Source organism: Shewanella donghaensis, assembly GCF_007567505.1.
Lineage (GTDB): Bacteria > Pseudomonadota > Gammaproteobacteria > Enterobacterales > Shewanellaceae > Shewanella > Shewanella donghaensis.
In genome coordinates this window covers 3,950,382-3,970,419 of record NZ_CP041783.1, presented here as the reverse complement: position 1 = coordinate 3,970,419, position 20,038 = coordinate 3,950,382, and the positions used below count along the sequence as shown (strand labels likewise).

The following is a 20,038-nucleotide window of genomic DNA, read 5'->3' as shown; positions in this document are numbered from 1 at the left end:
ATCAAGGCAGCCTTAAATCAAACATTCGAACTGAAAGGTGAATTCAACTCATTATAAGTTCTCTTCGGCAAATTCTGCTAAACGCGAACGCACAACACCATTTAAGTAAATATTTGCACTTCCATCAAAGTCTTTAAATCGCTCAACAATATAAGTAAGCCCTGATGTCACAGCGGTTAAATATGTCGAATCAATTTGCGATAAATTACCGCAACAAATCAACTTAGTGCCCTCGCCCATTCGAGTAATCATGGTTTTAATTTGTGAAGCGGTTAAGTTTTGACATTCATCTAAAATCACTACCGAGTTTTGAATCGATCGGCCGCGCATAAAGTTAATCGATTTAAATTGCACATTGGCTTTTTCCATAATGTAATTCATGCTCCCAGCGGGATTAACATCACTTTTATGCAGCACTTCCAAGGTATCAGTAATCGCCGCCAACCAAGGCGCCATTTTCTCTTCTTCTGTTCCAGGTAAAAAGCCTATAGATTCTGCGAGTTCAGGGGTGTTTCGGGTGACGATGACTTTTTCATATTGTTTTTTCTCTACCACTAACTCAAGCGCTGCAGCCATTGCTATTAACGTCTTACCACAACCCGCGGGGCCGGTAAGAATAACTAAATCAATTTCCGGGTCAAGCAATGCATTGAGCGCCATACCCTGATAGATATTCTTGGGTTTAATTCCCCACGCCTGTAAATTATTTAACCTTTCGCGGCCTAAATCAATAATATTAAGGTGCGTTTCTGTCTTACTGGCAACCTTGCCACAGAACTCTGAAACTTCATCAATAAGGTATTGGTTCTTATAAAAAGGCTCGTTACCCACTTCATCGATATCCACTTGGTGAACAGTGTGAGCCCCCTCTCGCATGGTGGAGACTTTATTCACATTGCACCAAAAGTCGCCTTTAAACTGGTGAAACCCTGTGGCAAGAAAACGAATATCATCAATTAATTGATCGGTTCGATAATCTTCAACTCGCTCAATACCCGCACCTTTTGCTTTAAGGCGCATATTGATATCTTTGGTGACCAATACCACTTTTCTTGGGTGATGTATTTTTTGTAGATGTAACGCGGTATTAATAATACGGTTATCGTTATTATCGTCAGGCAAGGCGCCGTTGATGAATTCGATTTGATGATCGGGGAAAATTGAAAGTGTACCTGAAGCGTCTAAATGTCCTTCTCTACAAGGAAGTGGAACTCCTTTAAGGATCTGTTCTGGCGAGGTTTTACCGCCAAGAATATCTTCTAATCCTCGAATAGCGACCCGAGCATCACGACTGATATCGTGCTTTCTGTCCTTTATATTGTCTAATTCTTCTAAAACAGTCATGGGAATGATTACATCATGTTCTTTAAACGAATAAATCGCTAAAGGTTCATGCAGTAACACATTGGTATCCAGTACAAACAACTTGCTGTTGTCATGTTCCATGGCGCCTCCAGAGTGCTCAATACAAATATAAACTATGGGTTAAAACCGATATAAACTCCTGAAATTTAAATATAATAAAATTATTCTACCCGTTAATTATTCAAGCAGAACAATCTCAACTATGCCAGTAAATTTATAAAGTCACAATATCATGCAGATTAAGCACCGCTTCAGTTTACGTTGTTAAAGATGACAATTAGATGGCACTAATATGTCAATTTATCTTTAAACGAAAAGTGAAATTCCTGCAGATGAATATTTAAATCACTGCTAGAATTTAAATTAAGCAGCGTTTGGTATAACATACGCGCCCTTTGTGTTCATCCGCCCCCAATGAGAATTAAAAATGCCGTTTGCTTTAGGTCAACGCTGGATTAGTGATACCGAGTCAGAACTTGGATTAGGAACTGTAGTCGCCGTCGAAGGTCGTATGGTGACAGTGATGTTTCCTGCCGCCGATGAGAACCGTCTGTTCTCACGTGATGAAGCTCCGTTAACTCGTGTAATTTTCAATCCCGGTGATTCCGTCGAAAGCCATGAAGGCTGGAGCTTGACCATCAGCGAAGTGGAAGAAAAAGATAGTTTAGTGACCTATGTTGGTGTTAACAATGAAACCGGTGAAGCGGTTCGATTGCGTGAAACATTATTGAATCACAACATTCGTTTTAATAAGCCTCAAGATAGATTATTTGCAGGTCAAATCGATCGTCTAGAGCGCTTTGGTATTCGTTACCAAAGCCAAATGCTCCGTCATAAACTAGCGACATCTGATTTACTTGGCCAACAAGGCCCACGTGTTGGACTAATACCTCATCAACAGTGGATTGCCCATGAAGTTGGCCGTCGTTATGCTCCGCGTGTTTTATTGGCCGATGAAGTCGGTTTAGGTAAAACCATTGAAGCCGGACTTATTATCCATCAGCAATTGCTGACAGGCCGCGCTGAGCGAATTCTAGTTATTGTGCCAGACACTCTGCGCCATCAGTGGTTAGTTGAAATGCTACGCCGCTTTAATTTGCGTTTTTCAATTTTTGATGAAGATCGTTGTGTTGAAGCTTATGCCGATAACGACAATCCTTTTTACACCGAGCAATTAGTCATTTGTTCATTGGAACTGCTGCGTAAGAAGAAACGTTTAGAACAAGCTGTTGATGCAGATTGGGACTTAATGGTTGTTGATGAAGCTCATCACCTTGAGTGGAGCGAAACTGCCCCAAGCCGTGCATATCAAATTGTTGAAGCATTAAGTGAAGAAGTGCCTGGCGTACTATTATTGACTGCGACACCAGACCAATTAGGTCATCAAAGTCACTTTGCTCGCCTACGCTTATTGGATCCGGATCGTTTTTACGATTACAACGCGTTTCTTGAAGAAGAAAAAAGCTACCAAAGTGTCGCTGAGTCAGCAGAAGCATTATCGTCAAACACTAAATTATCTGACGATGCCGTTAACAGCCTAACTGAATTACTCAAAGAAAAAGACATCAGCGCCAGTATCAAGCTTATCCAAGCAGATAAAGCTGATGATGAAGCTCAGCAAGCAGCCCGTGCAGAATTATTACAAGACTTACTCGACCGTCATGGTACTGGTCGTATTTTATATCGCAATAGCCGTGCTTCAGTTACTGGTTTCCCAACCCGTACCTTCAATCCATACCCACTTTCAATGCCGCAAGAGTACGTAACGGCCGAACGTGTAAACGCAATGATGGGCTCTAAGAAATCACCACTAGATCAAGCTAAACAGTCACTCAGTCCAGAGAAACTGTATCAAGCTTTTGAAAGCGAAAGTGCCAGTTGGTGGAAATTTGATCCCCGTGTTGATTGGTTGATTGAATTCCTTAAAAACCATCGCAGTAAAAAAGTACTGATTATTGCCAGCCAAGCAGAAACGGCTTTAAGTCTTGAAGAAGCACTTCGCACCCGTGAAGGTATTCAAGCAACCGTATTCCACGAAGGCATGTCGATTATTGAACGTGATAAAGCCGGTGCTTACTTCGCCCAAGAAGATGGCGGTGCTCAAGCACTCATTTGTTCTGAAATTGGTTCAGAAGGTCGTAACTTTCAATTTGCTAGTCACTTAGTATTGTTCGATTTGCCATTAAACCCTGACTTACTTGAGCAGCGTATTGGTCGATTGGATCGTATTGGGCAGAAAAATGATATTCAGATTCATTTACCGTACCTTCAAGATACTGCCCAAGAAAGATTAATGAACTGGTATCATCAAGGACTCAATTCATTTGAACTAACCTGTCCAAGTGGTCACGTTCTTTACTCAGAATTTGCTGATGATCTAATGAACGTGCTCAACGATGCAAATCCTGAGTTGATGTCAGAATTGCTTAGTAGCACGCAATCACGTTATCAAGAACTTAAACAAGCAATGGAACAAGGTCGTGATAAGTTACTCGAAATTAACTCTCACGGCGGTGAAAAATCACAGCAGTTAGTTGAACGGTTAGCCGAACGCGACTCAGACACACACTTGATCGGTTCAGTTATCCGTTTATGGGATGTTATTGGTGTAGACCAAGAAGATCGCGGTGAAAACTCAATAGTATTACGCCCAAGTGAGCATATGTTATTCCCATCATATCCAGGTTTACCTGAAGATGGTATTTCAGTGACATTCGACCGAGAAACTGCATTAGCACGTGATGACATTGCGTTTATCTCCCAAGAACACCCTTTGGTGCAAACAGCATTGGATTTAGTCACTGATTCTGAAACTGGTACCACAAGTGTTGCAGTACTTAAAAACAAAGCTCTGCCTGCTGGCACCCTGTTTCTTGAACTGATTTATATGGCTGATGTCTCTGCGCCGAAATCATCGCAGTTATACCGTTATATGCCGCCAACACCTATTCGGGTGTTATTGGATAAAAACGGCCTTAATTTGGCTGATAAAGTCGATTACGATAGCTTTAATAAGCAATTGAGCGCGGTGAATCGTCATATTGCGAGCAAGCTTGTAAATGCATCACAGCCGATTCTACATCCACTATTAGCTAAAGGCGCTGAACAAGCTGAAATTGAGTTAGCCAAGTTAGTTGAGCAAGCCCGCGAGAAGATGACGCTGCAATTAAATGGTGAATTAAATAGACTTGAAGCCCTGAAAGCGGTTAATCCTAACATTCGCGATTCAGAGTTAGATTACGTTCGCAATCAAATGACAGAGCTTAACGGTTATATTGATGACAGTCAGTTCCAGCTCGATGCCATTAGAATGGTATTAGTCAGCCACGTATAATACACTGCTGATATGAAGAAAAAGCCCTGAACTTCAGGGCTTTTTTGTCTTCAATTTATGTCATTATAAGCAGTATTCAATATGGGTTAATACCGACTTTAGTTAACCATAGCCTGCTTAAACCAGTTTTCTGACCACGACAAAGGGACAACGGATTGACTATAAAATCACTGCTTTTATTTCTCACAATCTCTTTTGTCAGTCATTTAGCCATGGCTGCCAATGTGTTTGCACCGGTTCCTGAATCCGAAAAACAAACTATCACAGTCCAAGACCAAAAAATTGAAGTACTAGTCAAACCTTGGCAAAGCAAACGTCAACGTGGCGCAGCAATTCTGGTGGGGCCAACAGACTCCCAAGCCAGCGGCACAGGTTTAATTCATTTTTTACGCGCTGAAGTGCCAACTTATGGATGGGCCTCTATCAGTATTAAGCCCACAGAGGGACTTTACCGACCTAATTTTGCCACCAAAGCAGAAGAAATAACCAAGGCAGGTGAGGAACAATTATCACTTGAACCCCACCAAAACACCCCTAAATATAACTCAAGCCAATTACTAGAGTTGCGTAATTTTCAGCTAAGTGTCATTGATGACTGCATCTCACAATTAGAAGGAATTGGTGCTGAATACCCAGGAAAAAGAATTATCGTTGCCACTGATGACAGTGCTGGGATGGTCATTAATTTATTGTTTGAAGATAAATTGCCCAAACCAGATTTATTGGTGGTCGTAAACCCATACCGTGAATTCGATCATATTATTGAGGAGCAAAACAGAGGCTTAAGTATTGCTCAGCAGTTAAGTGAAATAGATATCCCAATCTTGGATATTCAATCTGCAAATGGTCATCAAATATCTAAAGCTGAAAGCAAGAATAGAAAAGACTTAAACCAATTAAAATCAAGCCATCATTACCGACAATACATGTTAGAGCTCAACCTTAATAATCAAAGCGGTTGGAAAGAAGCACTTAATCATATTGGTAGCTTTGCGAGAAAAATTGCCGGGAAATAAAAAGGCCAGCAAATGCTGACCTTATTAAATTTATAAGAACGACAACTAACTACTTTTCGCTAAGCTCGTTCTCTGCTTTGCTCTCAACAGATTGACTGACAGCAGGCTTATCTTTACTTAGCATCAGTGATAATGCCACTAACACCACGATAATCCCCATGTACAGAAGATCTAGCATCGACTCTGGCTTCATTTCGGTAAAATAAGAAAACACCTTGATGATTAACATCATCAGTATGACCTTACCTAATTTACTTTTGAGTGAATCGATACTGGTTATCACCAGAATTTTTCCACCAGTATTACTGTCATTAGCCGCTTCTAACTCTCGAATGAATAGCTCGTAAAGTCCAAATGCAAAAATCAACATTACCGAACCCAATAAGAAGGTGTCGAGTATCTCCACTACGACCATAATGATGTCATTTCTTATTGCGTGGCTGCCACTAATGATGTAATTCCACAGTAGATCTAAAAGATGAACCACATCTTTTATTCCAACCGCAAAAATAACCAGCGCTCCTACAACACATGACAACACGCCGATCATGACTGACAGCCTGCTACTCCATAGTAGTTTTTCAAATAAATCTCGCATGACACAATCTCTAATGAGTTTTAATTACAATAACCATGATCATAGCAAGGAAATGGGCTATCAGGCAGAGTAAAGCTCTGAAAATCTTGTTTAAAGCTAATACTTAACCCATTAATAACAATTGAACATGTATAACCGATCAAGCATTACCACCAAGACTGTCTAGATTTATAGGGCTTTTCTGATTTTTTAATTTCGCGACTTGCTGCAATCAATCTATTTTTACCGGCCAATAATCGAATTTGACTCAATGATTCACGACTTAATAAGCGTCTTACTGATGCTGACCAGCTGTTATTAATACTCAATTTAATCGCAGCATTCGCATCCGGTGACCGCATCAAAAACTGCTTTGCCAGTTCCAGTGCTCTTTGATGGGGTTGATCACTCACTTCAGTGACAAGACCCATTTCCAGAGCTTCAGGCGCGGGTAAAACTTCTGCTGAGTAAGTGAGTTGCAGCGCTTTATCCTTTGGCATCACTTGTCTTAATGCGGCAAGCCCGCCCATATCAGGAACTAGCCCCCACTTAGACTCCATGATCGACAACTTGGCATTTTCATCGGCGATACGCATATCTGCACCTAAAGCGATTTGCACCCCACCACCAAAACAGCAACCATCAAGCACAGCAATAACAGGGATAGGTAAACGCTGCCAGCCAATAGAAACTCTTTGAGCCAAATTGGCGTTCCCAGGTAACCATTTAAAGAGAAGTTTCACAGCAATAGAAGGAGACTTAGCAACACTTTTTACATCCAAGCCGGAACAGAAATTACCACCCGCTCCCGATAAAATAACCGCATTAACCGATTTATCTTTTTTAAGGCTTTTAATGGTGCGATCAATCGCAATAAACATCTCTAAATTAAGCGCATTATATTTTTCAGGTCGATTTAGGGTGACGTAAGCAATGCCATCTTCCATAACTATCGTCACTAACTTGTTTTCCATTACTCATCCTTAACTGGTCTGTCCAGAAGTTAAGTTAGCATAAATTAGCGGTTCGGCGAATAGTTAACCATATTGCTCATTCATTTAATTTTATAGAAATAAGCGCTATTTTTAGTACCAATAAGAACAGATGTACTCAGTAAAGTCAGATATGGTGCGTGATTGGCAACATTTTTACGTTAAACGCCAAAAAATTGTCGATTAACAGTGCGAAAACTCAACAATAAGTTGTAAAATGCCGCACAATAATTAACAAGCCAGTTAATCATGATGAATTTTATTTTCGATTGTGTGACAAAATAACGCTATGCTTAAAAAGACTGACAAAATAATAACCCTGCAAAAGGATCATCTGTCTCTATGACTATTCCTATTTTAATATGCGATGACTCAGGATTAGCCAGAAAACAAATGGCGCGAACGCTCCCTAAAGAATGGGACGTTGAGATAAGTTATGCGACTAATGGTGCTGAAGGACTCGATGTCATTCGTAAAGGCAAAGGCGAGATTGTATTCCTCGATCTCAATATGCCGGTTATGGATGGTTATGAAGTATTAGAAGCAATTCAAAAAGAAGATTTACCTGCACTGGTCATTGTGGTGTCTGGTGATATTCAAATTAAAGCTCACGAACGAGTAAAAGCACTCGGTGCCTTAGATTTTATTCAAAAGCCTGTTAGCGCCGAAGCTATCAGTAATATTCTTGAAGAATATGGCATTTTAACCTTAGCACTGAAAGACTCCGTTAGTGACACCCCCATGTTTGAAGTTGACCTAAGGGACGCTTGCCAAGAAATTGCTAACGTTGCCATGGGCCGAGCGGCTGATTTACTGGCTAAATTGTTAGATGTGTTTGTAAAACTGCCCATTCCAAACGTTAACGTATTAGAAGTCAGTGAGCTGACAATGGCGCTAAAAGCCACAGAAGAAAGCTCAAAAGTATCAGCCCTTTGCCAAGGGTTTATTGGTGCTGGTGTTGCTGGTGAAGCTTTATTGCTGTTTCATGATTCAAGCTTTACTGATATGGCAAAACTGATGGGCCATAAGAACCCTGAAGATACTGCTAATGAAGTTGAAGTTCTTATCGACACGGGTAACGTACTCATTGGTGCTTTTTTAAATGGCATATCTGAACAACTGGATATGAAATTTAGCCAAGGTCATCCAGTCGTGCTTGGGCGCCACTGTACGGTGAATGAGTTAATACATGACAACTCAGAAAAATGGCAACGGACATTGGCAATGGAAATCAATTATCAAATTGAAGATCATAATATTCAATGTGACCTTTTACTGCTATTTACCGAAGACTCTATCCCAACGCTAAACTATAAGCTGGGTTACTTGCTTGATTAATTTAAGCTAACAACGCTATATACACCCTATTATTTGCTGCTAATTAGCCTGTAAATGAATAAATAATAAAAAGATGGATGTTAACTCATGTCTACAGATCAAAGCGCGATGAACGAATTACACTGGTTAATCGATATGGTGCAAACCATTGAAGTTGGCTTAGTTGTGTTAGATCGTAACTACAACATCCAACTTTGGAATGGTTTCATGGAAAACCATAGCGGCGTATCACCTAACGCCATTAAGGGTAATAATTTATTTGAGACCTTTGCTGATTTACCCGCTGAGTGGTTACAGCAAAAAATGGAATCGGTATTCTTATTAAAGAACCGTTCATTCATTAGTTGGGAACAACGCCCTTACGTTTTCAAATTTAAGAATTATCGCCCTATCACCGGTCGTGCAGACCACATGTATCAAAACATCACCCTACTGCCATTAGCATCTCTAACTGGGCAAATTACGCATATCAGTATTATTGTTTACGATGTTACTGATGTCGCAATCAATAAATTGCAGTTAAAATCAGCCAATGAACAGTTAGAAAAACTCAGCCAAACAGACAGTTTGACCCAGCTGTATAACCGTCGTCATTGGCAGGTCTGTTTTGAGAAAGAATATGATCGCTTTGCCCGTTATGGTGAAAGTGCCAGTATGATCATGATCGATATTGATAACTTCAAAAATATTAATGATAAATACGGTCACCCAGCTGGCGATAAAGTAATCCAGAATATTGCCCACATATTGAATCAATCATTACGTGAGACTGATTTTGCAGGACGATATGGCGGTGAAGAGTTTGCAGTCGTATTAACTAATACCAACGCCAATGAATCAAAATACTTTACTGAGCGCCTGCGTAAGAAAGTCGAAGCATCACAAGTGGTTTATAACAACCAAATCATTAAAATCACCATTAGTATTGGGGTAAATGATTTATCTGCCGATACAAAGAATAGCGCAGACTGGTTATCAGGCGCCGATAAAGCCTTATATCAATCAAAAGAAAATGGCCGCAATCAAACCACGGTATATACTCAGGAATAGTATTTCTGGATACAAAAAAGCCCACTGATGAGTGGGCTTTTTAATGTTTACTTTAAATATAATAGGCCATGCCTACTAGATCAAAATCGGGATGATATTTAGAAACTGTCTTCTTCAATCTCTTCATCGTCATCTTCATCAACGTCGTCTTCATCTTCATCACCAACAAAGAAGGTGCCCCAGCCGTCGTAATCGACTTTTTGCTTAGCAGCAAGAATCATTAACTGCTCGCAGGCTTTATCAAGTAGAGGCGCTTCAAGAGCGTGATTAGCAATAGCATCAAAGCAGATAATCACTGAACCATCTTCAAGTTCCATTTCTTCAGCATCATTGACTTCAAAACCTAATTTGAAGGCATCTACAGCGGCTTTCTCTAGACGATCAAAATTAGTCGAAGAGAAGTGATGCTCGATGGTGTATTCAGCATCAGCTTGTGAACCATCATCAAGCAAGGCTTGAATAATTTCACGGTTCTCTGCAAATTGCTCTTTCAATTGAGCTTCGATAGACATGGATTCTCTCCGTTAACAAATAAAATGCGGCATTAACGCTAATTATACGTGATAAACCTACTGAGGTTTAGCCATTAATGTCGATGCTTCTAGATTTAATTCAGCTAAACGCTTCGACATCACATCATGTACTTTAGCGCATAACTTTTTAACGTCCGCTTTCTCAACATTAGCTGTCGACATTGGCGCCATCATTTCAACAATAACAACACCATTGTTCCACTTGTTCAGCTTAATATGATTTTGACAAGATGCTAACACAGGTACGATTGAGGCTTTAGCTGCTATCGCGGTGTGAAATGCACCGACTTTGAAGGGCAGTAATCCACGTCCACGAGAACGCGTACCTTCAGGAAAAATCCACACTGATAAGAAACTTTCTTTCATTTTCTTAACGGTTTTCGCCATGGTATCAAATGCGCTATGACGATTTTTACGATCAATCAGAATATTGCCTGACAACCAATAAATCTGCCCAAATAACGGCATCCACGCTAAGCTTTTTTTGCCTAAGCTCACAGTCGCTTCAGGCACTGCAGAGGTATGAGTAAACAAATCGAAATTATTTTGATGATTAGCTAAATAGATCTTTGGCTCTTTGACGGTCTCTTCCACTACCGTATCCCCATCAGCTTTTGCAGTTCGGGTAATGACCTTTATGCCTAGGACTGGGGCGACAGATGAGAAAATTTTAGCAATAACATGGACGTTATCACGGTGCATTGGTCTAACAAGACAAAGAATGATGACGAAAAAAAAGGCCAGTGTTAATAACACTGCAAGAATAATTGAACGAGCAATTAACAGCACAGCAGACTCCTGCAAATAAAGTGGCGACAGTATAGCCAGCAGTTTCGCTGGACTCAATAGCTATGGAACAATTTCAGTTTACAATTGTAAGCTTAAATAATTATACACTAGCTATAAAGAATTAATGATGCCTTAAACATTAACGCATCATTAATTCTTTTATACTGCTAACTATCAGCTTGTTTGCTATTGCTGTTTTTACTGCTAAAACTCAACAGTAAACGCATGCAAATAGCACTGACAGCCAAGGCCGCTACAATTGCTGCGCCGCTAGGTAGATCATAACTGGCTGAGAGTATAAGCCCTGTTAGATAACCAACAAACCCAACCACATAAGCCAGCGCCAAAGCATGTTTGCCAACATACTGATTTAGCGCCAATCCAGGTAGTATTAACGTACTGAAAACAAGGTAAACACCGACTAATTCAACCGATAGTGTTATGACTATCGCGAATAAAAAGTAGAAACCAGCGCCTTCGAGTATGTTAGGTTTGAATGCAATTAACGCTAAAATTGCTACCGACACGACAGCGGGTAACACTAGCTGCGACCAATTCACCCACAAAATTTGTCCAGACATTAGCTGTTTCAGTAATTCTGCGCCATGGGGGTCGTTAGATAACAATAACATTGCCCCCACTGCACTCAGTACATAAAAACAGCCAATAAATGCCTCTAACTCAGCAGGAAAACGCTTAGACAACCACGCAATAAAACCTGCACCAGCAAGGGCAAATAATGCCGGCATCCACACATGAGAATAAGGTAACTCCTCAATAGTGTGATCCATGTGAGCGACTATCGCACCGAGTGCAGCCACTTGAGCAATGGCCAAGTCGATGAAAATAATGCCACGTTTAAGTACTTGCCGCCCTAACACCACGTGGGTAGACAACACAAGTAAACCAGCAATAAATGCCGGAAACAAAATGATTAGCAGCTCGAACTCAAACATAGGCTATTCCACCTCAGTTAATATCGTCAATACGCTATCATATAGACTAATAAGGTCATGGCTTTGATCATTACCGCCTACTGACATAGGTACAACGACAACGGGTAAATCAGTACGTTCACCAAGCCAATTTGCCCCGCGCTCATCTTGATAAGATGCCACGACTATCGCCATAATATCGCCCTGTTGACCACGATTAACCAGCTTAGCTAGATGGCTGCTACTTGGTGGTAGCCCTGGCTTTGGTTCAAGATCTGCCACTTGCTCAATAGCAAGCCAGTTAAACAAATATCTAAAGCTTGAGTGGTAAGCAATGACTTTTTTTCCCTTAAGCTGCTGGGCTTTTTCTTCCCAACGAGGAATCGCTTGCTGCCATTGCTCAGTAAACTCAGCTAATGACGCTTGGTATTCAGCAGCAGAACTTGGGTCTAACTCAGTCAATTTTGCCGATAGCGCTTGCGCCACCTTCAGAAATTTTCTTGGGTCAAAATGTAAGTGAGGATTACCTTTAGCATGCACATCGCCCATTGAACGATCGACTTGAGTCAATTGATCCAATGTTTCGATATGCTCAGCAGCATAGAAAAGCCCTGTGTCAGTTGAAAGCACCTTATTGTTAGAGGCTTTCATCTGCAACATAGGTAACCAGCCGATTTCAAGGTCGGCACCAGCACAAACCACTAAATCAGCTTGACGCATTTTAGCGATAAGACTTGGACGCGCCTGTACTTGATGCGGATCTTGCAAAGCACTGGTTGCTGAATACACTTTTGCGTTAGGGGCTAATGCCTCTGTTAACGCCGCATATTCAGGCTCACAGGCAAACACGTTAAATGCAGCATTAGCTGATGAACTCACTAAGCCGGCTAATAGCGTTGCCGCGATAATTACTTTCTTAGAATTGATGCGCACCGTGAGCTCCTAATGTCATTACGTATTGTAGTGTAAGGATGTTGTCGTCTTCAAAACCATCAAAGTTTGTCCCTTGCTGATTAGTATATTGCAGACGAACGGTTGAAAAGTGACTGTAATGCCATGCCAAGCTCAATTCAGTTTCTTTCAATTTTTGTGGGTCTAAATGATCACCATGCGCTTCAAAGGTATCCACTTCGCCGTAACGTATGCCTGCAGACCAATTTGGTGAGAATTGATAAACACTGCTTAAATACCAACCTTGATGATAATCATCACTGTCTGTACTTAATAAGTCGTGTTCATGATCATGATCTTCTTCAAATGAGAAAATATCTGAAACACGGAAATACTCACCGCTCACAGTTAAATGCTGGTACTTATAGTTTCCATTAGGTGCCCATTTATAAACAAAATCAGCAATATAAGTATTCTCACCTGTGTATGATGCACTATGACTGTGGCCCTCGTGGTCATCGTGATCATCATCCGCATGAGGTTCATGTTCATCTTCTAGATAAGTTTTACCATTTTCATTACGTAAGTAGCTTAGACCGACTTGCCAAGAGCTTGAATAACCGATGTCACCACCAAATTTAGTGAAAGCAGAGTAAACACCCACAGAATTAAAGTCACGTTCATCATGCTCATCTTCAGCACGCATTTTTTCACCGCTAAAGGCTTCAATACCCATAGTCCAATATAAGTCTGTTGGCGCAACATAGGTTAACCTAACACCATCATCAAAATAATGGCCACCCATAAAGGCGCGGTAAGCAGCAGGACGATCAGAAAAAGAGTCGGTATGGATGTGTTGATTATTTAAATAACCAATATCTGATAAAAAACGACCAGCACGAATACCAAAGCCACCCGGCATCGCCATAGTTTGAATAAAGGCTTCTTCAAGCTCGATCTCAGTATCGCCATCGTGCACTTCTAATATTGCCGTGACTTTGCCGTAGAACATATCATCGATATTGGCACTGATGGCCAGCTCAGTTTCACCTAAGCCGAAACCTTCACTTCGCCCGCCTAAACCACGGTCTCCTGACTGGTAAAAACCATCCAATACCGCACTAATGTTGGGATTAGTTAAGCTAGAATCTTCTGCAAAAACAGAACTTGATGAAAATGCACACGCGATCGCAACTGCTGTCAGTCGTTTGTTTGAACTAAACATAATTTCTCCAATATACAACAAGCATCCGTCCACCGAAAATGAGTGGCCGAATAAATAATTAAATTAAAACTGTTGGATTAGCGGAGAACGGGTGGCGCGCGGCTGTGGTAATAAGATTGGTGTGAAGCCCGTGTTTTAACCACAACATCGTCAGTCGACTCAAAACGCTGACGAACGATGGCGATGCTAAAATGGCTACTGGGAAGTGATTTTTGTAACTGGTGCTGATGGAAACATAAAGTACAGTCGGTATTTATGCTTTCGTGCTTATGGATTGACTCGTGAGCAGACGCCGCAAATGACAATAGTACGAGCATGGCTGAAAGCCACATCGCAATATGTTGTCTCATTTGCTTAGAAAGTCTCACTGGGTTCGTCTCATCCATTTAAAATTATTTTAAAAATCGCAGCTATTCTTAAGAAATAAACATAAAAAATCAACTGCTAGTTTGTTACAAATCACTTTTATTAAAAAATTGTGATCGACCATAGCAACTTAACCCACTAACCACTATGCTGTTTTAAGATTAGCTTAAGCTGAAAAAGTTAAAATAACAGTCATAAATATCAGCTTAGTCAACCAATGACAGAGGAATTATCTATGATGAATATAGTAAAAGACAATTTGGGCATTATTTTAACAATGGTGATCATCGGTGTTGTGGTACTAGGCGGTATCTATTACGTTGAAACCGCATTAGAAAACCAAGTTCACGTGGTTGATTAATTTGTTGTTGAATCGTCTGCAGGCGCTTCAATAACCAGTAGATGATCCATCAAATGCGTTACCCCCGTAAGAATCAACGAAAGCATGATTATGGGGGTAATGATATTAGCCAAACCATCAACAAAATACCCAGTCACGCCCGCTCCTACCGCAGTGTAAAAGCCAAAAATTTTCAACGCGGTTAAATAACCATGTCGTCCAAGCCATGCTTGACAGTGATAACACTGAATATGCGAAGAAAAACCTTTCCCTCTTGTACCCGTTATTTTACTAACTGATATTTGCTTGTGACAATGAGCGCATAGCAATGCCATGATGAACTACCTGAAAATAAAAAGTGCGTAAGTTTAGCAAATTATCGTCAAACTTCCTTCAATAACTTATGATAAACAATCTACATTTTTACAGGACGTTTATCATGCCCAGAATTTTGATTGTTTTATGCTGTTTGTTAAGCCTTATGAGCTTTTCTGAATCCAGTTTTGCTGTTGAAACAAATACAAATACCATCAATAAAATTGATAAGTTACAAAAAGTTATCGATGCTGATATTAATTATTTACAAAGTGCTAAAGGCGAGCTAAAAAATATTAGTGAGTTCCGTATACGCAATAAAACCAACCAACTACGTGAACAATTAGATATATTAATTAGTCAACCTGACCCTGATTTAGTCTACCTAACGCCAAAAGTCGAACAACAACTGGCCTTCCTTGATACTGTCGGTAAATATTTAGATGCTGATATTACGGCGTTAAAGCTTACATTAGGTGGCGATAATGACACTGCAAGCATGCAAGCTATCATTAAGCGTGAAGAAGATAGAGATCATTACCTTCAAGCTGAGTTAGAAACCATTAATTGGGGAACAACGTTAAACATCAATGTAGAGGCAGCTAAAGCTGCATTGACAGATGAACTGACCATAAGAGCGGATTATCTAGAGAGTTTAACCAACTATACTCAAAATCAATTATTGCATGCTGTTGATGAAGCCTCCAATGCTGGCGCAGATATTACCGCCGAGCAAAAAAACCAAGTTGCAGACTTAAAAAATAGACTAGCTCAACATAGCAGCAGCTTAAGTATCGCCGCTGACATACTCGAAAATCTAGGGCAAGACACTGCCCAAATTAAACAAACCCTATTTAGTGTATCAGGCGATATTACTCAAGATGTTTTAAACTTTGATGTGGCATCAAGTTTGGCACAAGAGTGGATGACAATAGCGAAGAATCAAGCCCTAGAAAATGGCACTGGATTAACATTCAAAATTGTCATCTTTTTGGTCATTCTATTCTTAACCAGTTTGGTTGCGAAAATAGTAAGAAAAGTCGTCCGTAAAGCAGTCAACTCTTCAAAGCTTAAATTTAGCGTACTGCTACAAGATTTCTTTACCTCGATTTCAGGTAATGTCGTTTTCGCTTTAGGCTTATTGATTGCACTATCTCAACTTGGCTTTGAACTCGCTCCCTTACTTGCTGGTTTCGGTATTGCCGGTGTGATTATCGGTTTTGCATTGCAAGATACCTTATCTAACTTTGCATCAGGCATGATGATTCTGATCTACCGTCCTTATGATGTGGGTGACTTGATTAACGCAGCAGGGGTAACCGGTCGTGTAAGCCATATGAGCTTAGTATCAACCACAGTTAAAACCCTTGATAACCAGCGACTTATTATTCCAAACAACAAAATTTGGGGCGATACCATTAATAATATTACCGTGGAGAATGAGCGACGCGTTGATATGACATTTGGCATTGGCTACGGCGATGATATCCCTAAAGCGGAAAAAATCTTAACTGACATCGTACTAGCGCATCCAAAAGTGAAGAAAACTCCAGAACCTACGATTAGATTGCATACCCTAGGTGAATCATCCGTTGATTTTGTAGTACGCCCTTGGGCAAACCCAGTTGATTACTGGGAAGTTTACTGGGACATCACCCGTGAAGTGAAAATGCAATTTGATGCACAAGGTGTCAGCATTCCATTCCCGCAACGCGATGTGCATATTTATCATGAAAAGGCACAAGATTAAGCCTTTAATGAAAGGACATTTATAACAGTCAATTCATGCATCAAAAAGCCCGAATCAATTAATGATTCGGGCTTTTTTATTACGCGTGAACTAATTACACCTTTATTAATATGCATTAATTCCCTGGCCATACTTAATCTAAGTAAGACATGGTGCCTAACAGATGAGGGCGGCGACCTTTAATATCTCGCATTTCGAATCGTTTACCATTTTCCATACTTTCAAAAGCAAAAGTCACCTCTGATGGCATAAATACGGGCAATTTAAACTCGACATCAAGCTTAAAGGGTCTATCACCAATAAACTGCATTAAGCCAGACAAGCATCGCGCTTTTGACCACATACCATGTGCTAGCACACGATCAAACCCAAACCGTTTCGAGACAATGGGGTGTAAATGAATAAGGTTATAATCACCAGATGCTTTGGCATACTGACGACCTAAATCTTCAGGTAATGACCAGGTATTAACATTTTCCCAAACCATATCTGATGCACGTGGTGGTCTAGCTCTTCTTCCCTTCGATTCGATTCGATATAGGTAAGTCGAGAGTGCTTCCCAAACCAGTTCTTCACCCACATAGACTTTAGATTCAAGCTCAAATTCAAGCCCTGTATCGGTGGTTTGACTAGATATCAGATTACACTCAACATTGAACACTTCATCAGCATTGATAGCTCTGTGCAAACTAATGCTGTTTTTCAAATGAATCATACCCAACAAAGGAAAAGTAATCCCTTTATGGGTAAAAATTGTCGCATGCAATCTAAACACAAGTGTATATAAATAAGTTGGCGGTAACACTTTGCCATCATAATCAAACTTGCACACATCCGCATACTGACGAATTTTGTTATCTGATATAGAAATACCGTCAGCTTGCACATGGATCTTAGGCAATGGCTGTTGATCCCAACCAGGCTTGCGAGTCAATAAAATTTTGCTATATAAAGATATCAACGACGGCATTGATGTTAATGCTATAGAGTAATCGTTACTCAAGTGGCTTACCTTTTTGATACGGTGAAAATAGTAATAAAACAGAATTTACTAGGTCACAAATGTTTAATAACCTCATTATACTACAGCCAAAATATCCGGCACAGCCCCAAACTCATTAAACAACACGCTACAAACACTGGTCTTGCCAGCAATCAATCACTTCAGCACCCAAGCTTTTGAATATAATCGGCATTGATTGGCTGCCAACCAAATGACCTGCACCTACCACAATAAACATTTGCTGATACTGATTTTCTTTAAAGAACTCCATGGTTCGCTGACTCATTTGATGATTCCGTTGCCATAAGAGTTTTTCAACTAACTCTTTGGCTAGCTCATCACTTTGGTCTTCCATAATGTTTGCCAGTACCTGTTTATCACCTATTCGCCATGCTGCAACCATTTCTAGCATGTCTGCATCTGATGATGTTATCGCTTCATCGAGCATTTGCAGTTGTGTTTGGGTAGAAAATGATGAGATAAGCTCAAATTGAAACTTTACACTCTCAAGTTCTAATAAGGGTCGACTTTTATTTTTGGCCACCAAGGTGACATCTACCCCTTCTTCAGCATTTAAACCAAGTTGGTTATATCGAACCAATGTGACTTGAGCAGCTTGAAGCCATGGCGCTAATGGCGATAATCCCTGACAAACCGTCATAGATTGCTGACAAAAATCGGGGGAAACCTGCGCTAAATCGACTTTGGTCTCTTGCGTTGCCAAGCCGTACTGGCTTAATAATTGTTGAGTATTGGCCTTGGTGACATCTGCCTCAATAACTAGAGCATCAGCTTGAGCATATGCTTGCTCAATAACCGGTGCCATCGGATAAAAATCAGCTTTACCCACATGAATAGAACCTAATAAAAAAGCCTGTTTGCCTTGGTAGGTTATTTTGTAAAAAGGTGGTGTATCTGTTTCAGCTGCAGCAATCGATGTACAGAAAAAAGCACCGGCAATGAATAAACCCATTCGAGCACTAAAGTGCTTTCTTGCTGCAAACGATAATTTAAAACCCAATTGACTTGTTAGTCCCATAGCAGACCCTTATAATTTAGCTAAATTTGAAGATGTTTAATGAGGCTATCATGCCGTATACCAAAGTTATCCAGCAAGTAAAAGAAAGTCTCCAAACAGGATACCGCCAAGCCATTGATGCAGATAAAAGACTCGACGAATTACGTCAAGTTGGTCACGGTAAGTTTGTGGCAATTTTTACAGAAGAACAAGGTTTTAGCCAAAAGAGCAATCGTTTTTTACCTTATGTGCAAGAATTAGCTGATGAGCTAGATGAAATTCAAGAACTAAGACATATCCCACCTGAGACATTAGAGTCTTATGTTAAGAAGCTAGGGGCATTACTTCAAACACTGCATTTATTCAAGCAAAACACTAAGTAAGAAATAAAACGCTGTTGCATGTATTACCGTTAGTAGCGCAGACAAACCTTTGAACGGCTATTTTTATGTAACAAACGGTCAATAAAAAACGGCTTTAATAAGCCGTTTATTTATTCAAACCTGAGTCACTAATGACATAAACTTTACAGTTTAGGTGCTACCGTTTTCTTTAACCAAGACTTAAGCATTGCCGTTTCGTACTCAAAAGGTCTTTGGTTACGTGTCGAATTAACCCCGTACATAAAGTTCATGTCCATGAGCTTTTCATTACCAGCCATAATCACTTTATCACCCTCTGTAATGCTATAAGAGAAAGTCATTCTAGGTGGGTATAAATCTTTCACAATACGTAATTCACTTGCCGATGTTGCGCCAAATGTCGGTCTTAAATCACCAGCCAAATCAACATCGGTAACAATCATTTCAAGCTTTTGACCATGCTTAAGGATTTTTTCAGCTTCTTTGTTTACATTTTCTGTAATCGTATCGAAAAATCGTTGTTGAAAACGCGACTTAACTTCTGTCGCAGTTTTTAAATCTCGATAGCTTTTCGGTTCTTGCCATTCAACTTTTACAACACCTTCTTCAGTTACTGGGTTTGGTGTTGTTTCTTCTTCAGCAATTGCGACATTACACATTAATGCGCCTGCGAGCAGTAGATGTTTAACCTTCATTATATTGTCTCCTGGCTATGCGAATACAGATGTTAATACCCACGTTTATATTTATTATCTTATTTCATCACTTAGGATATAAAATCTAACCTGTATATAAGCTTAACGTAATCTGAATAGTCTTGCTGTAAGAAAAGAGCCCGA

20 protein-coding genes are annotated in these 20,038 nt (G+C 40.2%); 7 read left to right on the top strand and 13 right to left on the bottom strand.

Features of this window, described 5'->3' with window-relative positions; genetic code table 11:
* Positions 1-51 precede the first annotated feature (51 nt).
* Positions 52-1,446, bottom strand: coding sequence for a PhoH family protein (locus FPK91_RS17000; RefSeq protein ID WP_144212664.1), 1,395 nt, complete (start codon positions 1,444-1,446; stop codon positions 52-54).
* A 346-nt stretch (positions 1,447-1,792) separates the two neighbouring features.
* Here FPK91_RS17000 and rapA point away from each other — a divergent pair, with 346 nt between their 5' ends.
* Positions 1,793-4,699 carry an RNA polymerase-associated protein RapA gene (rapA, locus tag FPK91_RS16995; RefSeq protein ID WP_144212662.1) on the top strand — a complete coding sequence of 969 codons (2,907 nt, stop codon included), beginning with the start codon at positions 1,793-1,795 and terminating at the stop codon, positions 4,697-4,699.
* 155 nt (positions 4,700-4,854) lie between these two features.
* Positions 4,855-5,715 carry a DUF3530 family protein gene (locus tag FPK91_RS16990; protein ID WP_144212660.1) on the top strand — a complete coding sequence of 287 codons (861 nt, stop codon included), beginning with the start codon at positions 4,855-4,857 and terminating at the stop codon, positions 5,713-5,715.
* 49 nt (positions 5,716-5,764) lie between these two features.
* Here FPK91_RS16990 and FPK91_RS16985 read toward each other — a convergent pair whose 3' ends face one another.
* Positions 5,765-6,313 (bottom strand): YqhA family protein, encoded by a 549-nt coding sequence (locus FPK91_RS16985; protein WP_144212658.1) that lies wholly within the window; start codon positions 6,311-6,313, stop codon positions 5,765-5,767.
* Between the two features lie 146 nt (positions 6,314-6,459).
* The gene (locus FPK91_RS16980) at positions 6,460-7,266 is read right to left on the bottom strand and encodes a crotonase/enoyl-CoA hydratase family protein (protein WP_144212656.1); all 807 of its coding nucleotides are present in this window, start codon (positions 7,264-7,266) and stop codon (positions 6,460-6,462) included.
* Positions 7,267-7,626: 360 nt separating this feature from the next.
* On the opposite strand from FPK91_RS16980, the gene FPK91_RS16975 reads away from it, so the two are divergent.
* Both FPK91_RS16975 and FPK91_RS16970 read left to right on the top strand, forming a co-directional pair.
* Positions 7,627-8,622, top strand: a complete 996-nt coding sequence (locus tag FPK91_RS16975; RefSeq protein WP_144212654.1) for a response regulator — start codon at positions 7,627-7,629, stop codon at positions 8,620-8,622.
* An 87-nt stretch (positions 8,623-8,709) separates the two neighbouring features.
* Positions 8,710-9,672, top strand: a complete 963-nt coding sequence (locus FPK91_RS16970; RefSeq protein ID WP_144212652.1) for a GGDEF domain-containing protein — start codon at positions 8,710-8,712, stop codon at positions 9,670-9,672.
* Positions 9,673-9,770: 98 nt separating this feature from the next.
* On the opposite strand, the gene rraB is transcribed toward FPK91_RS16970, so the two are convergent.
* The 6 genes from rraB to FPK91_RS16940 form a co-directional block, all read right to left on the bottom strand.
* On the bottom strand, positions 9,771-10,184 hold the full coding sequence (gene rraB / locus FPK91_RS16965) for a ribonuclease E inhibitor RraB (protein ID WP_144212650.1): 414 nt from the start codon (positions 10,182-10,184) through the stop codon (positions 9,771-9,773).
* A gap of 57 nt (positions 10,185-10,241) precedes the next feature.
* Positions 10,242-10,994 (bottom strand): 1-acylglycerol-3-phosphate O-acyltransferase, encoded by a 753-nt coding sequence (locus FPK91_RS16960; RefSeq protein ID WP_144212648.1) that lies wholly within the window; start codon positions 10,992-10,994, stop codon positions 10,242-10,244.
* Between the two features lie 167 nt (positions 10,995-11,161).
* Complete coding sequence (locus tag FPK91_RS16955; protein WP_144212646.1) at positions 11,162-11,950, bottom strand: metal ABC transporter permease; 789 nt, start codon at positions 11,948-11,950, stop codon at positions 11,162-11,164.
* 3 nt (positions 11,951-11,953) lie between these two features.
* Positions 11,954-12,862, bottom strand: coding sequence for a metal ABC transporter solute-binding protein, Zn/Mn family (locus FPK91_RS16950; protein ID WP_144212644.1), 909 nt, complete (start codon positions 12,860-12,862; stop codon positions 11,954-11,956).
* On the bottom strand, positions 12,846-14,045 hold the full coding sequence (locus FPK91_RS16945) for a TonB-dependent receptor (protein ID WP_144212642.1): 1,200 nt from the start codon (positions 14,043-14,045) through the stop codon (positions 12,846-12,848). Before FPK91_RS16945 ends, FPK91_RS16950 begins: the two co-directional genes overlap by 17 nt.
* A gap of 77 nt (positions 14,046-14,122) precedes the next feature.
* Positions 14,123-14,431, bottom strand: coding sequence for an ABC-type zinc uptake system zinc chaperone (locus FPK91_RS16940; protein ID WP_227006603.1), 309 nt, complete (start codon positions 14,429-14,431; stop codon positions 14,123-14,125).
* A gap of 215 nt (positions 14,432-14,646) precedes the next feature.
* On the opposite strand from FPK91_RS16940, the gene FPK91_RS21185 reads away from it, so the two are divergent.
* A complete protein-coding gene (locus tag FPK91_RS21185) occupies positions 14,647-14,772 on the top strand; it encodes a hypothetical protein (protein WP_264371767.1) in 126 nt (41 codons plus the stop codon).
* On the opposite strand, the gene FPK91_RS16935 is transcribed toward FPK91_RS21185, so the two are convergent.
* On the bottom strand, positions 14,769-15,086 hold the full coding sequence (locus FPK91_RS16935; protein WP_144212640.1) for a hypothetical protein: 318 nt from the start codon (positions 15,084-15,086) through the stop codon (positions 14,769-14,771). The genes FPK91_RS21185 and FPK91_RS16935 overlap by 4 nt on opposite strands.
* A 104-nt stretch (positions 15,087-15,190) precedes the next feature.
* On the opposite strand from FPK91_RS16935, the gene FPK91_RS16930 reads away from it, so the two are divergent.
* Positions 15,191-16,816, top strand: a complete 1,626-nt coding sequence (locus FPK91_RS16930; protein WP_144212638.1) for a mechanosensitive ion channel family protein — start codon at positions 15,191-15,193, stop codon at positions 16,814-16,816.
* A gap of 133 nt (positions 16,817-16,949) precedes the next feature.
* On the opposite strand, the gene FPK91_RS16925 is transcribed toward FPK91_RS16930, so the two are convergent.
* Together FPK91_RS16925 and FPK91_RS16920 are read right to left on the bottom strand one after the other, a co-directional pair.
* A complete protein-coding gene (locus tag FPK91_RS16925) occupies positions 16,950-17,819 on the bottom strand; it encodes a MaoC family dehydratase (RefSeq protein WP_168926932.1) in 870 nt (289 codons plus the stop codon).
* 127 nt (positions 17,820-17,946) lie between these two features.
* Positions 17,947-18,858, bottom strand: coding sequence for a TraB/GumN family protein (locus FPK91_RS16920; protein WP_144212636.1), 912 nt, complete (start codon positions 18,856-18,858; stop codon positions 17,947-17,949).
* 50 nt (positions 18,859-18,908) lie between these two features.
* Here FPK91_RS16920 and FPK91_RS16915 point away from each other — a divergent pair, with 50 nt between their 5' ends.
* Complete coding sequence (locus FPK91_RS16915; RefSeq protein ID WP_144212634.1) at positions 18,909-19,220, top strand: prephenate dehydrogenase; 312 nt, start codon at positions 18,909-18,911, stop codon at positions 19,218-19,220.
* Between the two features lie 143 nt (positions 19,221-19,363).
* Here FPK91_RS16915 and FPK91_RS16910 read toward each other — a convergent pair whose 3' ends face one another.
* Positions 19,364-19,894: a DUF3016 domain-containing protein gene (locus tag FPK91_RS16910; protein WP_144212631.1), complete on the bottom strand. Its 531-nt coding sequence runs from the start codon at positions 19,892-19,894 to the stop codon at positions 19,364-19,366.
* Positions 19,895-20,038 lie beyond the last annotated feature (144 nt).